Below are 18,999 nucleotides of genomic sequence, written 5' to 3' on the forward strand. Positions count from 1 at the left end.
TTGAAGGAAGTGGCGTGGAAACCCCCTGTTCCCGCACTGGCTTGGCTATACAAACGAAGTCCACCTCCGTGGACTAAGAAAAAATCAAAGGTTTTTAACCCACGTTCGCCCTTGGCGTTCCGCAGGAAAGGTGGGTTTTGTCTGTGTAGCCAAGCCAGTGCGTTGCGGCGGCTCCGCCGACTTGTTCGCGCAGCGTCTCCCCCTGGGAGAAGCACCTGGCGCGCGACTTCTAGTCGCCTGGTGCAAGATATAAGTTAACCGAACCTTATTGACTTTTAAAACATCCGCCCAGAACGCTCAAGGTTGAATAGTCTTCGCCGACTGGTTAAATAACAAATCTCGTAACTTATCTTGATCAAGCGCTTGAGTTTTGAATGCTTCTGCTTTCTCGTAGGCGCGAATTGTTGCCGGACGAGCCTTAATTGTCTCAAACCACCGCTTGAGGTGAGGAAAATCCTCTAAATTCTGACTTTGGAGTTCATGGGACACAATCCAGGGATAAGCTGCAATATCGGCGATGGAATAATCCCCAGCCACAAATTCTTTATCTGCTAATTGCTTATTCAGCACTGCATATAAGCGTCCCGTCTCATTCACGTAGCGGTTAATCGCATATTCAATCTTTTCGGGAGCATAGGTGCTAAAGTGATGATTTTGTCCCGCCATTGGTCCGAGTCCTGCCACTTGCCAGAACAACCATTCTAAAACTTGAGTGCGATTACGTAAATCTTGGGGGATTAATTTCCCGGTTTTTTCTGCCAAATATAGCAAGATTGCACCAGACTCAAAGACCGAAATCGGCGTACCTCCATCTGCTGGTTCGTGGTCAACGATCGCGGGCATCCGATTGTTAGGAGAAATCTTCAGAAATTCCGGCTTAAATTGATCCCCAGCCCCAATATTCACCGGAATTATGGTATATGGTAAGCTGACTTCTTCCAAGAAAATTGTAATTTTATGACCGTTTGGGGTTGCCCAATAATAAAGTTCAATCATGGTTATTTTTCCTGATCTTGAGGATTGAAATTTAAACGCAAAGGTTTGCCTACGAATTACGAATTACGAATTAGATTGCGGTGATTTGGCGATCGCGGCCCAAACTCTGTGGTGAACTTGAATAATTGGTGTGGGATATTTTGCTTCGAGTAATGTCGCCAATTCCTGGTCAAACACTTCTACTTTTTCTGGTGTCAAACTGGCTCCCACGCCAGCACTAGCACGAATTCGTCCCCGCCAATCTTCGTGTGTATAAGATACAAATACATCGTAAGAAAATGTGCGGATTTCTCGGAATCCGCCTTCGCCAATGTCTTGTAACCACAGGGGATGCAATCCATTACCGCCGTCTAGATTCCACGCTGGATTATGAGCCTTGATCAGTTGTTCTGTTGCTTCAACGACATTACCTTTTAAGGGTATCCAATCAAAATGTGCGATCGCAAGCAAGCCATTTCTTCTCAATATCCGAGTAATTTCCTGGACGGCACGCGGACGGTCAAACCAATGCCAACACTGTCCAGCCGTTACAACATCAGCACTTGCGTCTGGTAACTCGGTATTCTCGGCAGTTGCGACTCGATAATCTACTTGGAGTTGGGCTAATTCACTTAACTGTCTCGCTTGTTCTAAAAGTGATGCTGATGGGTCGATGCCAATTACATAAGCACCTCTATCCGCAAAGCCCCGCGCTAGTGTTCCTGTTCCTGTTCCAAGGTCAACAATATTTTGCCCTGGTAAACCTATACCATATTCAGACAGTTTGTTAAATAATGAACTGGGAAAGCCAGCGCGGTGTTTTGCATAATCACTAGCAGTTGCACCAAAATCAATTTTCATACTTGCAAAAGTATTCTTGTAACAATTGTCTAGGCTAGAAGTTCTCTACCCACGGACGTAGTTCTACTTCCCATGTCCAAGCACTGCGGGGTTGGCTGAGAATGTTGAGATAAGTTTGAGCGATCGCATCCGGGTCAAGGGTACTATCTGGTTTATCTGCTGGATCTTGCCGGTCTGCTGAACGGATTGCACCATCAATCACAAAATGTGCCACATGGATATTTTTGGGTGCTAATTCTCTAGCAATACTCTGAGCCAAACCGCGCAGTGCAAATTTACCCATTGCAAAAGGAGCAGACAGAGGATAACCCTTAACACTCGCTGAGGCTCCAGTAAAGAATATAGCACCGCCGCCAAGTTGCAAAAACCTTTTGGTAGCAGCTTGGGCTACGAGAAAGCCACCATAGGCAGTTACATCTAAAGTTTTTGCCACCTCACCAGGGTCTAGATCAACAAGAGACCCCCGCACCCGGAAACTGGGATTGTAAATGACAATATTCGGGGAAGCGAGTTTATTTTCAACATCAATAAATAACTGTTCTACTTCATCTGGCTTTGAGACATCAGCAGCGAAACTAACCGCGCCAATTTCACTGCTCAATTGAGTGAGTTTTTCAATTTGACGAGCCGCCAAAGCTACGGTGAATCCTTCTTTAGCAAATAGGCGGGCTAAAGAAGCGCTTAGTCCACTACCTGCACCGACAATTAAAGCTGTTGTTGTCATAAATTTAATTCTCCTAGTTAGGATAAATAGTTAAGGCATTTACTTTGACCTCTCTGCTCTTAGGAGAAAGGCTTTGAATCTTACTCCCCTTTCCTTGCAGGGAAGGGGCTGTTCTTGTTAGGTCTGTAAATACATTAAGAATTAAGCGTGACTGAAGATAGCTGTGAATTCCCCTTATTGGGACTTTGACCAATTTGCAGTACACAAACTGCGGCAATCAAACAAAGAATACCTGATAAAATAAACGCTTGTAAATAACTACCCGTCCAAGTTCTCAACACACCGGCTCCGAATGCTGCTGTGGCTGCACCGAGTTGGTGTCCTGCGACAATCCAACCGAACATCACGCCGACATTTTCTTTGCCGAAGATGTTAGCAACAAAACGTACTGTAGGTGGTACGGTGGCAATCCAATCAAGTCCATAGAAAACGGCGAAAATGGAAAGTCCATAGAAGGAAAAGTTGAAACTGAAGGGCAAGAAAATCAAAGATAAACCCCGCAGTCCGTAGTACCAAAATAATAAGTAGCGATTGTTCCAACGGTCAGATAGCCAACCGGACATAGTGGTTCCAAAAAAATCGAATAGTCCCATGATTGCCAAAAGACCCGCAGCCTTGACTTCAGGGATACCGTGGTCAATACAAGCAGGAATCAGATGAGTTCCAATTAACCCATTTGTGCTAGCACCACAGATAAAAAAGCTACCAAATAACAGCCAGAAGTCGCGGTTACGCATTCCCAGCCAGAGGGCATTAAGGGTGGAGGCGATGGAATTCACTTTCGGCTTGAAAACTTCCACAGTTTCGCTATTGTCGCCAAAGGGTCGCAAACCGACATCCGCCGGGCGATCGCGCATAAAGGCTGCGATCGCTGGAATAATTAGAAGTGCCGCACCACTAAGAGCTAGAGCCGCAGTTCGCCACCCAAAGCGATCGCTTACTGAGGCGAGCATCGGCAGAAACACTAGTTGCCCCGTAGCTGTACTGGCGGTTAAGATGCCCAGAACTAGACCCCGCTTTGACAAAAACCAGCGATTGACAACAATAGCACCCAAAACCAGGGCGATAACTCCGCTACCACAACCGACAACTACACCCCACAGCAAGACTAGCTGCCAGGAAGCTGACATCAAAGTGGTTAAACCGACACCGAGAGCAATGACAGCAAGTGAGAACACCATCATCCGGCGAATGCCGATTCGCTCCATAACTGTGGCGGCAAAAGGGCCAATCAGCCCGTAAAGTACTAAGTTAATGGAGATTGCCAAAGATATAGTCGCTCTACTCCAGCCGAACTCCTGTTCGAGAGGCACTATAAAAACTCCCGGAGCAGAGCGAATTCCGGCTGCCACCAACAAGGCTAGGAATGTTAAGCCTGCGACGAGCCAAGCATAGTGGAACGAACGACGCGCTAAAAAGGAGGCTAAGGACATGATGAGTCGGGAGTGGCTTTCAAGAATACTAACTTGCCACAAAGTGGCGACAGCGATCGCCAATGTTAGAAATTCTAACCTCACTGAGAGATAATCACCAGATTGAACCGATCCTTAACTGCACGGTATTGGGCTAAAATTGTGCTGCATCTACGTCCGTCGTAGACATCGCTTTTTCAGTGAGAAAGAAAAAGTCCGCTACCAAAAATTAGAGTTGAGAGCGAAAAGTCGATCTATGAAAAAAGATACTATCGAGATCACTGGTTTTCACGCTCATGTTTACTTCGATACCGCAAGTCGGGATGTAGCTGCGCGTGTACGTGAAGGATTGGGCGCTAGGTTTGAAGTGCAACTCGGACGCTGGTTTAACAAGCCCATCGGGCCTCACCCAAAAGCGATGTATCAAGTTGCTTTCTTACCAAATCAGTTTGATCAAGTCGTTCCTTGGTTAATGCTCAATCGTGAAGGATTGGATATTCTCGTCCACCCTGAGACAGGCGATGCTGTGGCAGACCACGCGAATCATTCCTTATGGTTAGGAAAAAAGCTAGATTTGAATATTCAGTTTCTTCGACAGGTTAGTTCGACTTTATCCAATTAAGGGAAATGCAATTGAAGCAACTGATTGACTTTTATATTTAGTCAATCGGTACTTGCTTGAGTAAAGCCATCCACATATCAGACGGATCGGAGTAGTAATCAATTTCTTGAACTTGATATTGAGAAGATTGACAATCTTGTCGCAAAATAATGCGATCGCCGGGTTTAATGGTTTTCCCTACTCCAGTCATGTACCCCATTATTCCTTCATTGAGGCGCTCAAATACATAGTCGGTTCCCCAAACTTGTTGGCTGTAATCGTGTATTTTATTCTTCTGTTTTAATTCGTTTGCTGGAGAGATGATCAGAGCTAATTTATTTAAAAAACTAAAACTTAAGTTCATACCTGTTCTGATTGAAGAGAAGGCACTTAACAACAATTTAAAAATAGAACTAATAATTCAAAAGTCAGTTTGTTAAGACATCATTCTGAGATATTAATATTTAATTTATCCTAAATTGGATCTTCTGTGAAATAAACCATTGATGTCATTAATGATGCAATATAAAGTAAAAATTTACTGTTACTAATACTAGTGATTACTTTATTACTTTCAGTCTTGAGTATGTCATCTAACATCAGAGGTGATAGCAACTTTACTATTAACTTAAATTTACAGTACTATTAACCGCAGCTTCAACTGTAAAATCACCGAATTATTGTACAATATTGGGTCAGATATGAGTATTTTTCACTTAACTAGATAATATTAATTTATAAAGCTTTTATGTCTTAAGAATTTCGTGTATGTATATTTTTTTAGATAAATGCAATCTAGTCCCTACTTGTGGTTTTTAGAGCTACATCTACATACTTCAGTAATACTTCTAGGGTGGAGGAGTTATCTAAAACGACATCTGCATGAGCCACTTTTTCTTCGATAGATAATTGGCTGTTGATCCGGGCTTCTGCCTGTTCTCTATTTAAATGGTTTCGTTGTATCAATCTTTGTAGCTGTTGCTCTTGGGAACAATGCACTACCCAGATTTCTGTAACCAAATCAGTCATTCCGGCTTCAAATAATAGAGGCACTACTAACACCAGTGTTTCTGAAGAGGATTGGGCAATTGCTTTGAGGAAGCGATCGCGTACATCAGGATGAATTAAATTATCTATCCAGTTGCGTTCATCTTGACGATTAAAGATAATTTCGCCTAGCTTTTGGCGGTTGAGGCTGCCATCTGGGAGTAAAATTTCTTCGCCGTAACGTTGAGCGATCGCACCCAAAATAGGCGAACCTAAAGATACTGCCTCTCTAGCATAAATATCTGCATCCAAAATCGGCAGGTTATAAGTGCTAGCTAAATAATTGGTGAGAGTGGTTTTGCCTGTGGCAATACCGCCGGTTAAGCCGATTATACGTTTAGTCACGTTATTTCTCTACTAGACGGCAAGGGCGATCGCTTCGAATTCAAAATTACCATAAATAAATTTAGATATTCAATACATAATATGCTAGAAAGCGCAAGTGTATCGCCGTGATCAGGTGGCTGCCAGGATAGATAAATTGTTTGTTTAAGCGATCGAGTGTATACTAGTATAAAATAATGGGTTAGCAAGTGCGTATGCGAAGCCCAATCTAGGCATCGCTTTTGGCTTTCGGTTAAAATAGCAAGAATCTAGATATTAATATCATGGCTGAAACTGGCAGAATCAGGGTTGCTAAAGATAAGGCTGAGTTGGTGAAGGATTTAACATCTTCAGATGGTGCAACAGGGCCTTTTCAGACTTTTGCTGATGTAATTGTGTTTGCAGCAGCTTTGGGCGCAAAACATAAAAAGCGGGTGGCTTTGGGAGAGATTTCTAAAAGGGAACCATCGCCAATACCCCAAGAACAGTTTATAGTCAGGGGATATAATACGGTAATAAATTTAATAGCAATTGCTGAAACTCAAGATATAAAAGTTTTATCTCTCGAAGAAGGAAACAATAATGAAAAACGTAATTATATTTTTGAAGAATATGCCAATGGCGGACTTGAAATCTTACAATCAGAAATCCGGGGCGCAGTAGATTATTCTGAAAGAATTTTATTGATTCTTAGTCATGAAAGGTTTCAAGATAACTCCGAAGAAGAGGATTTTGATTTAAGCAAATTTCTTTCCTAAATCATCATAATGAGTAAAGCACAGCAGGCAGAAAATCAGCGTAGTTTAGTTTATTATTGTGAATGTTTTTCTAAAATTAAGGTATATAAAACTCAGAAAAAGGGTGACGCTCTTAATAAACCCATATTACTTTTATCTATAATTGACCTAATCACACAAGATTTGATAATAGATAATCGTATCACCATATCAGATGAATTAATTGATACCTTCAAGAGGTATTGGGAAGTACTTGCTTCGAGTACTTTTAAGGGAAGTGATTTTGCCCTTCCTTTTTTTCATTTAAAAAATGATCAGGGTAAATTTTGGCATCTTAAGTATAGTTCTGAATATGATGGTGGTCGTCCGCAAACAATTCCCAAACTCAAGGAAGATGTTGACTATGCATATTTGGATGATGAACTATTTAATTTGATTCAAGATGAAATTTCTCGGCAAATATTAATTGATGCACTGGTTTCAGCTTGGCTCCCACCGGAAGATAATAGGATAGAAGATTTTTTAAACATTAACCAAAATTTTCAGGATGTGCCCTTGGAAATAGACAAAACTATTGATTCTAGTAATTTAGATGCTAATCCTAGATGGAGGTTAAGAAAAGCAGTAATTAGAAATGCTTTTTTCAGGAAAGCCATTGTAAATATTTATGATTATAAATGCGCTTTTTGTGGGTTGAAAGTAACTAAATCTGTAAGTCAAAATATTGTTGATGGCGCACATATAAAGCCATTTTCACAATTCTATGATAGTATAATTCATAATGGAATTGCTCTTTGCAAAAATCATCATTGGGCATTTGATAGGGGTTGGTTTGCTGTAGATGAGCAATACAAAATTATAGTTAGCAATGATTTGGAAGAAGCATCTCCCCATGCTAAACCTATGAAAGATTTTCATGGTGAAACAATAGTTCTACCAAATACAGAGCAACACTTTCCAGAACTGGAAGCGCTGCAATGGCATCGCCAAAATATATTTCAAGCAAGATGAAATATCAAACTATACCCATATTGGGAGTTAAACTCTGATATGGGTATAGTTATTAATGCTTAGGTAAGTTTAACTATTCAGTTAACTTCAACATGGGAACTAAAAGAAGGTTAGACCATGTTGAAGAAGAACGCCCAAAGGCGGCTAGATTTCCCCTCCCCTCATTTCTGTAGGCGGTTAGCAAATTATTCAGCAGGGTGTTTCCCATCTCATCCCATAGCTTTTCGACAGGACTCTCCCACTTTCCATCTTTGATAAATACACGGAAGGTTGCAAGAATAGGAAATACGAAAGTAATGGGAAGGGTGTGATTAAATTGCTTACCTGTGATGAACTGATAAGTTTTCTTTTCAACGCCGTTTAACTTACTCAGCCCTTTTTGCCGATCATACTCATCACGAAGGCACTCCTCAATATAGAGTACATCTTTAAGTAAAGGCACAATCTCCCTAAAGTCTTCCTTTTTCCAATTCTTAATGAGAGTTCCGTATGCAGAGCAAGTTGCACTAGGATTTTTAGGTGAACCGTCTGAACCTCGCCAAGGATACAACTTATTATTAATGCAAGCAAGGCGGCGAACTAAATCAGTCACATCGAATTGCTTATTTTCACCTTCTCTGAAAGCAACATAAGGTTTACATGCAGCAGGAAGGTATTCTTCGATGATGTCCCAATCTTTAGCTAGGTTTTTAAGACTAAACTCCTCAACACTCTCACTAGTATTACGATACCTACTGATATTTGATATTTCTTCTTGGCTGATGTTGACCAGCACAAAAATTTGCACACTAGCATTATCCAACTCTGAGTAGTCAGCCTTACCAGTTTGTTGGTTAAGTTTTGGTTTAGATCCTTTTGATATTAATTTATCGTAATGATTACGGGCTTTTGTGATAGCAGTGTAAGTGTGCCCACCATTTACGATACCATTACCTATGAAATTGTCTTCCTGTCCTTCCTCAGGACTAACAAGTAAAAGCTCAACGTCAAATCCTCCACCGGTACCATGACCTTTAACCTGTATTGAGTCTGCAACAATTAAAATTCCATTGTTGTAGAAAATAAACTCTTCTGGCTTTTGTGCCAGAGTAGTCAACATACTCTTTACAGTCCGCTGATTTTCGTTGGCTAGTCTGGCATTGGGATCTAGAGGTAAACCTTGAGGCACTTGGCATAGAGGGACTGTCAGATTCCAAATTACTCGACTGGACTCTTTTTCCTCTTTGTATGCTTTACAAGCAGCAGTAGCAAAGAAAGGAGCTGTTATTTTTGTAGCCATTTATTTTTCCTGCGCTCTACGGAACGCCTTGCTTATGTTTTATGCCCAACTGGACACTCAGTGAATTATACATTTATACTTTGGCTAAATGCAACTACAGAAACATCATTTTATATACAATTCTTACAGGACAGATGGAAGTCCTACAGCTTTTGGTTCAACAAACTTGCCATCAAAACCTATAGTTTTATCTTCCACAGTCCTAGCATCCGCCAAAGCCTTACGAAGTTCAGCACGTTCCATCTGTTCCTGAATTCCACCCAGGATATAAACCAATAACTTCGCCGCCAAATCTCGTCCAGCAACCTGCACCCGTTTTTTATTTGGGTCATACAAAACCCCATACCAGAGAGATTGGGGATATTCCATACCACTAAAGCCGCCTTGCTGGTCAAACTTCCGCAGCTTCTTAAAAATATCTGCCAGAGAGAAACCTTTTTTAAATACCAAAATTCCCAAAGCTTGCGTTAATGCAACTTGAGCAACCGGACGGAAAAGCATATTCCCTTCACCTCCATCCTTCTCAAAGCTGAACCGCCGTAAAGCTGGTGTATCCTCATGTTCTAAAATCTTATAACTAGAAAGACTAGCCAAATAATCAAATAGCTTTCTAAATTCCTCAATTCCCTGCTCAAGTTCTTCATTCTCTGGACGCATGGGAATTAGACCTTTTTCCAAAGGTTTCCAGTGAGGGAACTTTTGACCCAAATACCGCTCAGACATATCTTGTAGAGCTTGCAAAGTCGTCAAAACTGTAGAATTGGAAGCCACTGTTGCACTATTCCAATTAACACGAGGATTGCGCTCTTGTCGTTGTTCTAATAGTGGATGTGTAACTGCAATTTTTCTAGCAACGATCGCAAAACCATCATCTTCATTCAACTGTGTTAACTGACCTTTAGTCAACGGTGCAGCCATCAGGTTGACATGAACAAAAATCGATCTCACTCTTCGCCTCGCCTGGGTGCGAGTTTCCCCAGCCGCTACCGCACAAATGAACTCAATACCAATTTTTTCCTTGGGTAAATTTTGCAAGTAAGCAAGGTCTACTTGATACTTTTCTATCAAATCATTGACTGTGATAAAACTGTCATCAGCACCTTTATCTTTTTTATAGCGCTGGAGTTTGCGAGTTTTAATTAACTCCATCAACCCCTGTACACCCATTAATCGGTGTTGACCATCTAGTGCATAAATAGTTACATCATCCTCAGAAATATTTAGCAGACCTACTTTAGCGTCTTTATCTAGGGGGATAAAATCAGTAGTAGACTTTGTGGCGCGTCCTTCACTATCCCACTCAGCAGCTTTGGGATTATCCACCCACGGTTGATTAATTACTACTAGTACGGGCGGAAATTTGTGATTTTGTCGAGCTGCTAAATACTGCACTAGCGGTGCTTGACGTGACCAATCAAGGGGACGCTGCTGAATTTCATCAATACTATCCGCGTCAATCTCGACATTATCAGTCTCATGATTATACTTTTTTTGAAACAGAGGTAAGCCAGAGGCGAAGTGAACCCGACCTGCAAACCATTCCAAGGTAACAGAGCTAACATAAGCCTCAGTACCACCCATTTCGGTTTTTTGAACGAGAATCTGATCTTTTCTCCCTAAAAAGTTCTCCAGCAGTAAAGCTAGTACCTGTTTTTCCTTGTTTTCCCGTTCCAGGTACTCTCTAGCGATGTCAACAGTTGGGTCAGATGTACTATCTTTCATGTTAAATTTTAAAAACAGAATGGGATTATGTCGTTTGATTATCCAAAAAATTGGATATTAGTAGTAAAGTTTTTAAAAACTTTTATTGAACCTAGGTCGGTGGCCTTCCCGAAGGTAAGCCGCTTCGCAACTTGTCTGTATAACCGCGAATTCTATTCGCCCGGATATTAACGCCAGTGTTTCCAGAGAGAAGGAGAAATGACTACAGCACAACAACCAGAAAAGACAGTTCAACAAGCACGTACTGTAGCAGAGTTAGTGGACTATATCCAAGCTCTCACTACTGAAATTCAAGAATTGTATTGTTTAGATGAGATACCTTGGGTGGTGGGCTATTCGGGCGGAAAAGATAGTACTGCTACTTTACAGCTTATCTGGAATGCGATCGCAGCACTCCCCCAGGAAAAGCGAACTAAAACAATCCATGTTATTACAACTGATACGCTAGTAGAAAATCCTGTGGTCTCTGTTTGGGTACGTAACTCTTTAGCACAGATGAAAGTTGCTGCTAAAGAGCAAGAAATGCCAATTGAACCCCATTTGCTTTATCCTGCAATTAAGGATACCTTTTGGGTAAGCTTAATTGGGAAAGGCTACCCAGCGCCGCGAAATAGATTTAGATGGTGTACTGAACGCCTTAAAATTCAACCATCCGACAGCTTTATCCGTGCAGTTATTAGGTCTAATGGTGAAGTAATTCTTGTCTTAGGTACACGCAAGGCTGAAAGTACTAAACGTGCTGCTACGATGGCTAAACATAGAGAATCGCGAGTACGTGATCACATAAATACTAATCCCAACCGACCTAACTCATTGATTTATCTCCCTATCGAAGATTGGCGCACTGATGAAGTTTGGATTTACCTAAATCAGTGGCAAAATTCTTGGGGATATAGCAACAAAGACTTATTCACTATGTATCGAGGTGCAACAGCCGATAATGAATGTCCATTAGTTGTTGATACTTCTACTCCTAGCTGTGGTGATTCCCGATTTGGTTGTTGGGTTTGCACAATTGTTAGTAAGGATAAATCGATGGAGGCTATGATTCAAAATGATGAAGAAAAAGAATGGATGCAGCCATTATTAGATATCCGTAACGAACTAGATATTAAAGATGACTGGGACAAAAGAGATTTTAGAAGGATTTGGGGAGATGTCCAACTATTTGAGCGCAATAAAGATGGGGAAACAACTGTTGAACCAATACCTGGACCCTATACTAAATATTGGCGGGAACATTGGCTCAGACGATTATTAGAAGCGCAAACAAAAACCCGTCAGACAGCGCCAGAAAATATGCGCGATATCACCCTAATTACTCTCGAAGAAATGAGCGAAATTCGCCGCATTTGGCTAGAAGACAAACACGAATTTGATGATAGCTTACCCCGGATTTATCAAGAAGTGACTGGCGAAGAATTTCAAGACCCGCGTCCTGGTGCTGACTATAGCCTACTAGGTCGTGATGAATGGATAGTATTAGAAGAAATCTGTGAAGGTGACGCGATGCACTTGGAACTCATGGCGAAATTGTTAGACACAGAACGCCAGTATCGCAAAAAGACTCGTCGCGTGGGGATATACGAAACCCTAGAAAAATGTTTTAATACGAGTTCCCGTTCCCCAGAAGATGCCATTAAAAATGCTCGTTTGAAACGCGAATTAAGCGAAGCAGTTAGTCAAGGTGATGTTGCAAAAGTCAAGCAGATGACTTTAGGCGATGTTGCAGCAATTAATGAGGTAGATGAAGGTGAAAGTGATGAAGAGGTAACTTGGGCAAGTATGAAATTTTCAAAGAGAAATTCAGAAGAATAAGAATAATATAATACCGGGCGAATACCGGGCGATTGGAAATCGCGGTTACACAGACGAAACCCACCTTCGTGGGTTAAAGAGAAATGAGAGCAAGTTTTACACACAAGCACAAGTTTAATTCCCGGCGATTAGAAATCGCGGCTATACAGACGAAACCCACCTTCGTGGGTTAAAGAAAATGAGAGCAAGTTTTACGCAATTGTATGTGCATTATGTTTGGTCTACCTGGGATAGATTACCCATAATTACGCCTGATATTCAGAAGGAAGTTTACGGAGCAATTATTCGGGAATCTGAACAGTTAAAGTGTACAGTAATTGCGATTGGTGGTATTGAAGATCATGTACATCTGTTAACGGGTTTTCCGCCAACCATCAGTGTCTCTGAATTGGCTAAACAAATTAAGGGAAGTTCTTCCCATTTCATCACCCACGAAATCAAGCCAGGTGAGTTTTTCAAATGGCAAGGTAGCTATGGAGCTTTTACAGTTAGTCATGATGCCATTGATAATATAGCCAATTACATCAGAAACCAAGCTACCCACCATAGCCAAAAATCAATCATTCCCACCTGGGAACTAACTCCCAAGTAAACCAACAATTACATACGAATTTAGTCCCCGAAGGTGGACTTTGCCTGTGTAGCCGCGAATTCCATTCGCCCGGTATTTGATAAACTTTGCTATTTCTTTTCCCAATATTTAATAATCTTAAAAATCAATGATATTTCTTGAACTCGTATTACAAAACTTTGGCCCCTACAGTGGGAAACAGGTAATCAATCTTAACCCAAAAATTGATGAGGAAAACTTGCGTCCAATTATCCTATTAGGTGGCATGAATGGCGGCGGAAAAACTACGCTGATGGATGCCATTCGTCTCGCACTTTACGGCCCCCGCGCCCAATGTTCTACCCGTGGTAATTTAAGTTATGGCGATTTTCTCAATCAATGCATTAACAACAAAGTAGATCCAGTTGCCGATACCCGGATTGAATTACTTTTTGAACATATCGAAAACGACAAACCAATAAAATATCGTGTTGTGCGTAGTTGGACAAAAAACCCTAAAGATGGTAAAGATACATTAGGTATTTTAGGCGACAGTGATACCTGGCCTGATGCTTTAGTTAATATCTGGGATGAATATATTGAAAATCTCCTGCCATTAGGTATTTCTAACTTATTTCTCTTTGACGGTGAACAGGTTAAAGAACTCGCAGAACAAGAAATACCACCACCGATTGTTGTTGAAGCTATTCGCGGACTTTTCGGGCTAGAGTTGGCAGATCGTTTAGCTGTTGATTTAGATATTTTAGTTAACCGTAAACGCAAAGAATTTGCTGATACTAAGGATTTAGCTAATCTAGAAGAAATTGAAAAAAGATTGACGCAGCAGCAACAAGATTATCAAGAAAATGAACAAAATTTAGAAAATCTCAAAAATCAGTTACAAGAATTAGAAGTTAAGCAGCAAGAAGCTTTTGATAAATTCATTTATGACGGTGGTAAAATTGCGGCAGAGCGCAATCAACTAGAACTACAACAGAAAGCGAAAGCTGCGCAAGTTGAACAAGTGCGTCAGTTAATGTGTGAATTGGCGGCTGATATTTTACCTCTAGCATTAATTCCCAATTTGCTTACTCAAGTGCAAACGCAGGGAGAACAAGAATTTCGCCATCGACAAATCCAAATTTCCAAAGATTTGCTAATTGAGAGAGATCAGCGCTTACTTAGTTGGCTAAGTCAGGTAGAAATTGCTTTAGCAGAAGTTGAAAAAATTCAATCATTTTTAGTCGAAGATGTCGATAATCTATATGCAAAAACTCTTCAAATGGAAGCACCTTGGTTATTAGCTGATGATGAAACGTTAAGTCAGCTAAATAATCTCATCTATCACTTGCAAAATTCTCAAATCTCTGCAAAAGAAAAATTAGCTATTATCAAAAATAAAGAAGAAGAAATTATCACTTTGGAAAGACAAGTGCAGACAGCAGCAGCACCAGAAGATTATACAAAGCTGCGTCAGGCAGTAGAAGCAGCACAAAATCAAGTTGTTGAAGCTAAAGCAAATTACGAAACAATTCGCCGCCGTTTAGCTGATTTAGAAACTATTATTGGTAAGTCAAAAAGAGAATTAAGTGATTATACTGTAGAAAATACTAAACATAAAAATAACGAACATATTATTACCTCTGCGGCTAAAGTTCAAGAAACACTCAAGATTTTCCGTGAAAAATTAACCTTGAGAAAGCTCAATAAATTAGAGGAAGAAGTTAAGAATTGCTTCCTTTATCTCCTGCACAAATCAGATTTAGTGCATCGTATCGCCATTGATACCAATACTTTCGGACTTTCCTTGTATGATTTCAATGGTAAACCAGTCCCTAAACATCGCCTTTCGGCTGGCGAAAAACAACTACTTGCGATCGCATTCCTCTGGGGTTTAGCCAAAGTCTCTGGACACCGCCTACCAGTAGCCATCGATACGCCACTAGGTAGACTAGACTCCTCTCACCGCAGCAACTTAGTTGAACGTTACTTTCCATCCGCCAGCCATCAAGTTATTTTGTTATCTACGGATACTGAGATTGGCAAAAAAGAAGTAGAAACACTGCGAGAAAATGAAGCGATCGCTCGTGAATACCTGCTCAAATACGACTCTTCCACCCGCCAAACAACAGTGGTAGAAAATCAATATTTTTGGTGATTATTTTTGTGGGATATAGTATTTACTTTGTCTCCACATAAATTTCTCTACCAAACTGCCTGAATTCATCATCGAGATAATATAGCGAATTTCGGATTGCTTGGCGTAGTTTACAAGCAGGTTCCAGGCAATCGCGCTCGTAGTCCATTAATGTTAATTCTAAATGAGGATAGAGAATTTTTAGAAAACCTGATGCTGATTTGAGAATAGCATTTTGGTCACGAATAGTCACATTTTTGACGAGTTGTTGCAGAAATTGCTTCCTAATGTCGCCGCCTTGATCTCCACTAAGACAGATAACTAAATGTTGGTGGCGTTGGTTTTGTTTAAAAAGCTTTAATCCTTCAGAGATAGCCTGATTTTTGGCAGATGTCGCCTTTTCTACTTGTGACAAAATCCCTTGTACTTCCTGACTGTGGAAGGGTTTTTTGAAAAAGTTGGCTATAGCGATCACAAAATGAGACTTCCCCTTACCATATTGTTGAATCATCAAATGGATATTCGGCTGATTTGGACTATGATAGCTACGGCGCACCGCATCCAAAATACCAACCGTCGATAACTCAGGTTTTGTTAAGTCGTAGTTAAAGATAAAACTCTCACACAGAGGCAAATTCTTCTCTAAATCATCCAATATGCCAAAGTTCACAGAACTGGCAATACTACCCTTTTCGTTGATTTCAACAAGTTGGTTGAGGAGCATAATCAATTAAAATAGCAAATGCAAAGTGATAATTATCCTGAAGGAATACGCTTAATTCTCTCTGACGACCAATTTTTGGGTGCTAGTTGCTGGGGTAGCACTATCCACAAAAGTTTTTCTAGCTTGCGAGTCTCTTCCAGTTGCTTCCAGAAAAGGGTAATGTGACTGCCAGATGTCACCTGTAAATAAGTAATCAGGATACAATAATTCCTCGCTAGTAAATTTACTATAACGAGGCAAGAACTTATATATAAAGTAAGACCATCCACCCCAATCAGCAGGATTTTCTGGTGTTTGTTGTAGTCCTTTATCACCAAAACTTAAGTAAAAGTGCATCAACCAGTCTGTAATATTTGACTCCAAGCCTGAGTCTAGTCGCAAGACAATTTCCCCTTCCCGACTGGGGCGATTATTCTTAATTAACCCTGCACGTACTGCCCAACTTTTTACTCGTCCTACTTTGCCATTACCTAAACTTGTTTTCTCCATCAAATTAGGTAAGCTATCATTTAAGCCTTTTTCTTGGGCAGAAGCATGAATAAGTCTATTGATTTCGTCTTTTTTAAAGGCAAAAGACCCATTGAAATGTAATTGCAATTTAGCCATAATATATTATTTTTCAATGCGAAGTTTAATTAAATCCATTTTTATGGGACTTAGTTAAATTTACAAAATATCTATGAAATGTTGGCTGCCAGTATATAGACAACTATTAAATTGTATATTATTAACTACTATATATAGCAATCCTATCTGAGTTGGGAAAATTTACTTTTTTAACGAACCACTCCAGACGCAGAGGACACAGAGAGAAACAATAGAGATGTTCACAAATGATTTAGGACTGCTATATGCCATTGATATTAGTGTGCGTAGACTCACGGCAGCAAGCTGCTAGACATCGCTAATTATCTAAACATGATTATTTATTTCTCTAAGTGTAAAAGAAGGAATAATTAAGTAGCTCAAATTAATCAACTTGCTGTTAAGTATTGTTAATTATGTGAAAGGATAATGTATAGGATTCCTTTTACTTTTTCCCTTTTAGCTTTAGTTATGGAATCACCAATCGAACGTATTCGCCTATCCCAAACAGCCAAAGATAAACTGCTCAAACTCAGACGCAGCACCAAAATCGACCAATGGAATATCTTATGCCGTTGGGCGTTTTGTCGCTCTCTCGCAGAACCAACCACACCCTCACCCGTCCCTATTCCCCAAGATAGCAACGTCGAAATGACTTGGCACGTCTTTGGTGGCGAAATGTCCGATATTCTCCTCCTCGCCCTCAAGCAACGCTGTCACAATGACGGTTATCCCACCGATAAAGAAACCCTCGCCACCCAATTCCGCTTACATTTGCATCGCGGTATTGGTTACTTAGCAGGCGATCCAAATATCAAGAAAATTGAAGATTTAATTGAACTGGCCATTAAACCTTGAAACAATATTAGTTATCGGTGTCTTAATTACGAATTACGAATCACGAATTATTCTTATGCCTGAAGCGCTAGAAATTGAGCGTCACAGAGCTGCGATCGCTCGCACTGATTTATCTCGCCCCGTGCGATTGGCAATAGAATGGGCAATCCTAAATCAAGACACCACTTTTTTTGACTACGGTTGCGGCTACGGTGGTGATGTCCAGCGAGTAAAAAACTTAGGCTACACCAGCGCCGGCTGGGACCCTTACTACCATCCCGATGTCCCACGCACCGCCGCCGATGTGGTCAATCTGGGTTATGTCCTCAATGTCATTGAAGACGCAGAAGAACGCCGTCAAAGCCTTCGCCAAGCTTGGGAACTCACTGGAAAAGTTTTAATTGTCGCTGCTCAAATACTGATTAACGCTTCCAGCAAAACCCAACTTGCTTACAATGATGGCATTGTGACGCGCCGCAATACTTTTCAGAAATATTACGAACAAGAAGAACTCAAAACTTATATTGATGAGGTGCTAAATGTCGATGCAATCCCGATCGCGCTAGGCGTATACTTTGTTTTTCGAGATGAGGCTGAAAAAGAAAGTTACAAAGCTATCCGCTTCTTTTCTACCACTTCTACGCCGCGAGTCCGCATCCCCATTAAGCGGTTTGAAGACTATCAAGAACAGCTGCAACCACTCATGGCTTTTTTTACCAAGCGCGGTAGACTACCCGTGAAAGGTGAATTAGAAAATGAACCGGAATTACTGAGCGAATTTGGGAACTTTCGCCGCGCCTTTGGTGTAGTTTTGCAAGCTACCGATGAAGCTGAATGGGATGCGATCGCTTACCGTCGTTCTCTAGATATCCAAGTTTATCTCGCCCTCACCCACTTTGATCAACGCCCTGCATGGCAGAAGCTAGCCCCAGAAATGCGTCACGATATCAAAGCCTTTTTTAGTAGCTACGAGGAAGCTTGTCAAGTAGCCGACCAAAAGCTTTTCAGCTTAGGTAAACCTGGCGTGATTCAAACTGCGTGCGAAAAAAGCAAAATTGGTAAACACACGCGCGGTGCCCTTTACGTGCATGTTTCCGCACTAGCAGCACTTGATCCCTTGCTGCGAATTTGTGAAGGTTGCGCTAGCCGTACCATTGGGCGTGTAGATGAAGCCACATTGATCAAATATCACACTGATAAGCCGCAAATATCCTATTTGTGTTACCCTGATTTCGACACTGATCCCCACCCGGCGTTAAAAGCCAGCATAAATATTGATTTAAAAACCCTAGTCGTCACTCATCGAGACTACGAAACTAGAGCAAATCCGCCGATTTTGCACCGTAAAGAAACATTTGTTACCAGCAACTACCCAGGCTACGATAAATTTGCTCAACTCACCCAACAAGAACAGGAATTAGGATTGCTTAACCAAAAAAGCGACATCCGTACGCGAGAAGGTTGGGAAAAATGCCTTGCTGCACAGGGGGTAGAAATCAGGGGGCATCAGGTTTATTCAATTAAGGAAAATTAAAGAATAATCACACTGTTAGAGTATTACTGATATGTATCTTAATAAAGAAAATCTTAGCAGGTTTGTGTGCTTACACGAAATTAGACCGCAGCTATGGCAAGATAACTGCAATTCAATTAGA

Annotated in this window: 19 protein-coding genes; 8 read left to right on the top strand and 11 right to left on the bottom strand. The window is 40.9% G+C overall.

All coding sequences use genetic code 11. The features are described 5' to 3' along the window. The 5 genes from HWQ38_RS24840 to HWQ38_RS24860 all read right to left on the bottom strand — a co-directional run. A partial coding sequence (locus tag HWQ38_RS24840; protein ID WP_292798896.1) for a hypothetical protein occupies positions 1-215 on the bottom strand: 215 nt, incomplete at its 3' end. An 82-nt stretch (positions 216-297) separates the two neighbouring features. Continuing rightward, positions 298-996, bottom strand: coding sequence for a glutathione binding-like protein (locus tag HWQ38_RS24845; protein ID WP_292798899.1), 699 nt, complete (start codon positions 994-996; stop codon positions 298-300). A 63-nt stretch (positions 997-1,059) separates the two neighbouring features. Then, positions 1,060-1,836: a class I SAM-dependent methyltransferase gene (locus HWQ38_RS24850; protein WP_292798901.1), complete on the bottom strand. Its 777-nt coding sequence runs from the start codon at positions 1,834-1,836 to the stop codon at positions 1,060-1,062. A gap of 34 nt (positions 1,837-1,870) precedes the next feature. Beyond that, positions 1,871-2,560, bottom strand: a complete 690-nt coding sequence (locus HWQ38_RS24855) for an SDR family NAD(P)-dependent oxidoreductase (protein WP_292798903.1) — start codon at positions 2,558-2,560, stop codon at positions 1,871-1,873. A gap of 134 nt (positions 2,561-2,694) precedes the next feature. Continuing rightward, complete coding sequence (locus tag HWQ38_RS24860; RefSeq protein WP_292798905.1) at positions 2,695-4,077, bottom strand: MFS transporter; 1,383 nt, start codon at positions 4,075-4,077, stop codon at positions 2,695-2,697. Positions 4,078-4,228: 151 nt separating this feature from the next. Here HWQ38_RS24860 and HWQ38_RS24865 point away from each other — a divergent pair, with 151 nt between their 5' ends. Further along, positions 4,229-4,594 carry a DOPA 4,5-dioxygenase family protein gene (locus HWQ38_RS24865; RefSeq protein WP_292798907.1) on the top strand — a complete coding sequence of 122 codons (366 nt, stop codon included), beginning with the start codon at positions 4,229-4,231 and terminating at the stop codon, positions 4,592-4,594. Between the two features lie 37 nt (positions 4,595-4,631). Here the strand turns inward: HWQ38_RS24865 and HWQ38_RS24870 are convergent, their stop codons facing one another. Beyond that, positions 4,632-4,937, bottom strand: a complete 306-nt coding sequence (locus tag HWQ38_RS24870) for a hypothetical protein (protein WP_292798909.1) — start codon at positions 4,935-4,937, stop codon at positions 4,632-4,634. A gap of 431 nt (positions 4,938-5,368) precedes the next feature. Next, positions 5,369-5,965: a dephospho-CoA kinase gene (coaE, locus tag HWQ38_RS24875; protein WP_292798911.1), complete on the bottom strand. Its 597-nt coding sequence runs from the start codon at positions 5,963-5,965 to the stop codon at positions 5,369-5,371. A 263-nt stretch (positions 5,966-6,228) separates the two neighbouring features. Between coaE and HWQ38_RS24880 the strand changes: the two genes are divergently transcribed. Together HWQ38_RS24880 and HWQ38_RS24885 are read left to right on the top strand one after the other, a co-directional pair. Further along, complete coding sequence (locus HWQ38_RS24880) at positions 6,229-6,702, top strand: DNA phosphorothioation-associated protein 4 (protein ID WP_292798913.1); 474 nt, start codon at positions 6,229-6,231, stop codon at positions 6,700-6,702. 9 nt (positions 6,703-6,711) lie between these two features. Further along, positions 6,712-7,692: an HNH endonuclease gene (locus HWQ38_RS24885; RefSeq protein ID WP_292798915.1), complete on the top strand. Its 981-nt coding sequence runs from the start codon at positions 6,712-6,714 to the stop codon at positions 7,690-7,692. A 73-nt stretch (positions 7,693-7,765) separates the two neighbouring features. Here HWQ38_RS24885 and HWQ38_RS24890 read toward each other — a convergent pair whose 3' ends face one another. After that, positions 7,766-8,971, bottom strand: a complete 1,206-nt coding sequence (locus tag HWQ38_RS24890) for an AIPR family protein (RefSeq protein WP_292798917.1) — start codon at positions 8,969-8,971, stop codon at positions 7,766-7,768. 123 nt (positions 8,972-9,094) lie between these two features. Then, positions 9,095-10,693: a DGQHR domain-containing protein gene (locus tag HWQ38_RS24895; RefSeq protein ID WP_292798919.1), complete on the bottom strand. Its 1,599-nt coding sequence runs from the start codon at positions 10,691-10,693 to the stop codon at positions 9,095-9,097. Between the two features lie 198 nt (positions 10,694-10,891). Here HWQ38_RS24895 and dndC point away from each other — a divergent pair, with 198 nt between their 5' ends. The 3 genes from dndC to dndD all read left to right on the top strand — a co-directional run bounded on the left by dndC (position 10,892) and on the right by dndD (position 15,219). Continuing rightward, positions 10,892-12,511: a DNA phosphorothioation system sulfurtransferase DndC gene (gene dndC / locus HWQ38_RS24900; protein WP_292798921.1), complete on the top strand. Its 1,620-nt coding sequence runs from the start codon at positions 10,892-10,894 to the stop codon at positions 12,509-12,511. A 178-nt stretch (positions 12,512-12,689) separates the two neighbouring features. Continuing rightward, positions 12,690-13,103, top strand: a complete 414-nt coding sequence (gene tnpA / locus HWQ38_RS24905; protein ID WP_292798923.1) for an IS200/IS605 family transposase — start codon at positions 12,690-12,692, stop codon at positions 13,101-13,103. 127 nt (positions 13,104-13,230) lie between these two features. After that, complete coding sequence (gene dndD, locus HWQ38_RS24910; protein WP_292798925.1) at positions 13,231-15,219, top strand: DNA sulfur modification protein DndD; 1,989 nt, start codon at positions 13,231-13,233, stop codon at positions 15,217-15,219. Positions 15,220-15,241: 22 nt separating this feature from the next. On the opposite strand, the gene HWQ38_RS24915 is transcribed toward dndD, so the two are convergent. After that, the gene (locus tag HWQ38_RS24915) at positions 15,242-15,922 is read right to left on the bottom strand and encodes a BREX system Lon protease-like protein BrxL (RefSeq protein WP_292798927.1); all 681 of its coding nucleotides are present in this window, start codon (positions 15,920-15,922) and stop codon (positions 15,242-15,244) included. A gap of 51 nt (positions 15,923-15,973) precedes the next feature. Beyond that, positions 15,974-16,528: a hypothetical protein gene (locus HWQ38_RS24920; RefSeq protein ID WP_292798929.1), complete on the bottom strand. Its 555-nt coding sequence runs from the start codon at positions 16,526-16,528 to the stop codon at positions 15,974-15,976. Between the two features lie 450 nt (positions 16,529-16,978). Between HWQ38_RS24920 and dndE the strand changes: the two genes are divergently transcribed. Continuing rightward, positions 16,979-17,365, top strand: coding sequence for a DNA sulfur modification protein DndE (gene dndE / locus HWQ38_RS24925; RefSeq protein WP_292798931.1), 387 nt, complete (start codon positions 16,979-16,981; stop codon positions 17,363-17,365). A gap of 55 nt (positions 17,366-17,420) precedes the next feature. Further along, the gene (locus HWQ38_RS24930; protein ID WP_292798933.1) at positions 17,421-18,878 is read left to right on the top strand and encodes a DNA phosphorothioation-associated putative methyltransferase; all 1,458 of its coding nucleotides are present in this window, start codon (positions 17,421-17,423) and stop codon (positions 18,876-18,878) included. The last annotated feature ends 121 nt before the right edge of the window (positions 18,879-18,999 follow it).

The organism is Nostoc sp. NMS7 (assembly GCF_017115085.1).
Taxonomy (GTDB): domain Bacteria; phylum Cyanobacteriota; class Cyanobacteriia; order Cyanobacteriales; family Nostocaceae; genus Nostoc.

Coding starts and splice junctions, on each gene's coding strand:
- HWQ38_RS24855 (WP_292798903.1), bottom strand. CDS start 2,560: ATGACAACAACAGCTTTAATTGTCGGTGCAGGTAGTGGACTAAGCGCT.
- HWQ38_RS24895 (WP_292798919.1), bottom strand. CDS start 10,693: ATGAAAGATAGTACATCTGACCCAACTGTTGACATCGCTAGAGAGTAC.
- dndC (WP_292798921.1), top strand. CDS start 10,892: ATGACTACAGCACAACAACCAGAAAAGACAGTTCAACAAGCACGTACT.
- HWQ38_RS24915 (WP_292798927.1), bottom strand. CDS start 15,922: ATGCTCCTCAACCAACTTGTTGAAATCAACGAAAAGGGTAGTATTGCC.
- HWQ38_RS24885 (WP_292798915.1), top strand. CDS start 6,712: ATGAGTAAAGCACAGCAGGCAGAAAATCAGCGTAGTTTAGTTTATTAT.
- tnpA (WP_292798923.1), top strand. CDS start 12,690: ATGAGAGCAAGTTTTACGCAATTGTATGTGCATTATGTTTGGTCTACC.
- HWQ38_RS24920 (WP_292798929.1), bottom strand. CDS start 16,528: ATGGCTAAATTGCAATTACATTTCAATGGGTCTTTTGCCTTTAAAAAA.
- HWQ38_RS24865 (WP_292798907.1), top strand. CDS start 4,229: ATGAAAAAAGATACTATCGAGATCACTGGTTTTCACGCTCATGTTTAC.
- dndD (WP_292798925.1), top strand. CDS start 13,231: ATGATATTTCTTGAACTCGTATTACAAAACTTTGGCCCCTACAGTGGG.
- HWQ38_RS24845 (WP_292798899.1), bottom strand. CDS start 996: ATGATTGAACTTTATTATTGGGCAACCCCAAACGGTCATAAAATTACA.
- HWQ38_RS24890 (WP_292798917.1), bottom strand. CDS start 8,971: ATGGCTACAAAAATAACAGCTCCTTTCTTTGCTACTGCTGCTTGTAAA.
- HWQ38_RS24880 (WP_292798913.1), top strand. CDS start 6,229: ATGGCTGAAACTGGCAGAATCAGGGTTGCTAAAGATAAGGCTGAGTTG.
- HWQ38_RS24870 (WP_292798909.1), bottom strand. CDS start 4,937: ATGAACTTAAGTTTTAGTTTTTTAAATAAATTAGCTCTGATCATCTCT.
- HWQ38_RS24930 (WP_292798933.1), top strand. CDS start 17,421: ATGCCTGAAGCGCTAGAAATTGAGCGTCACAGAGCTGCGATCGCTCGC.
- dndE (WP_292798931.1), top strand. CDS start 16,979: ATGGAATCACCAATCGAACGTATTCGCCTATCCCAAACAGCCAAAGAT.
- HWQ38_RS24850 (WP_292798901.1), bottom strand. CDS start 1,836: ATGAAAATTGATTTTGGTGCAACTGCTAGTGATTATGCAAAACACCGC.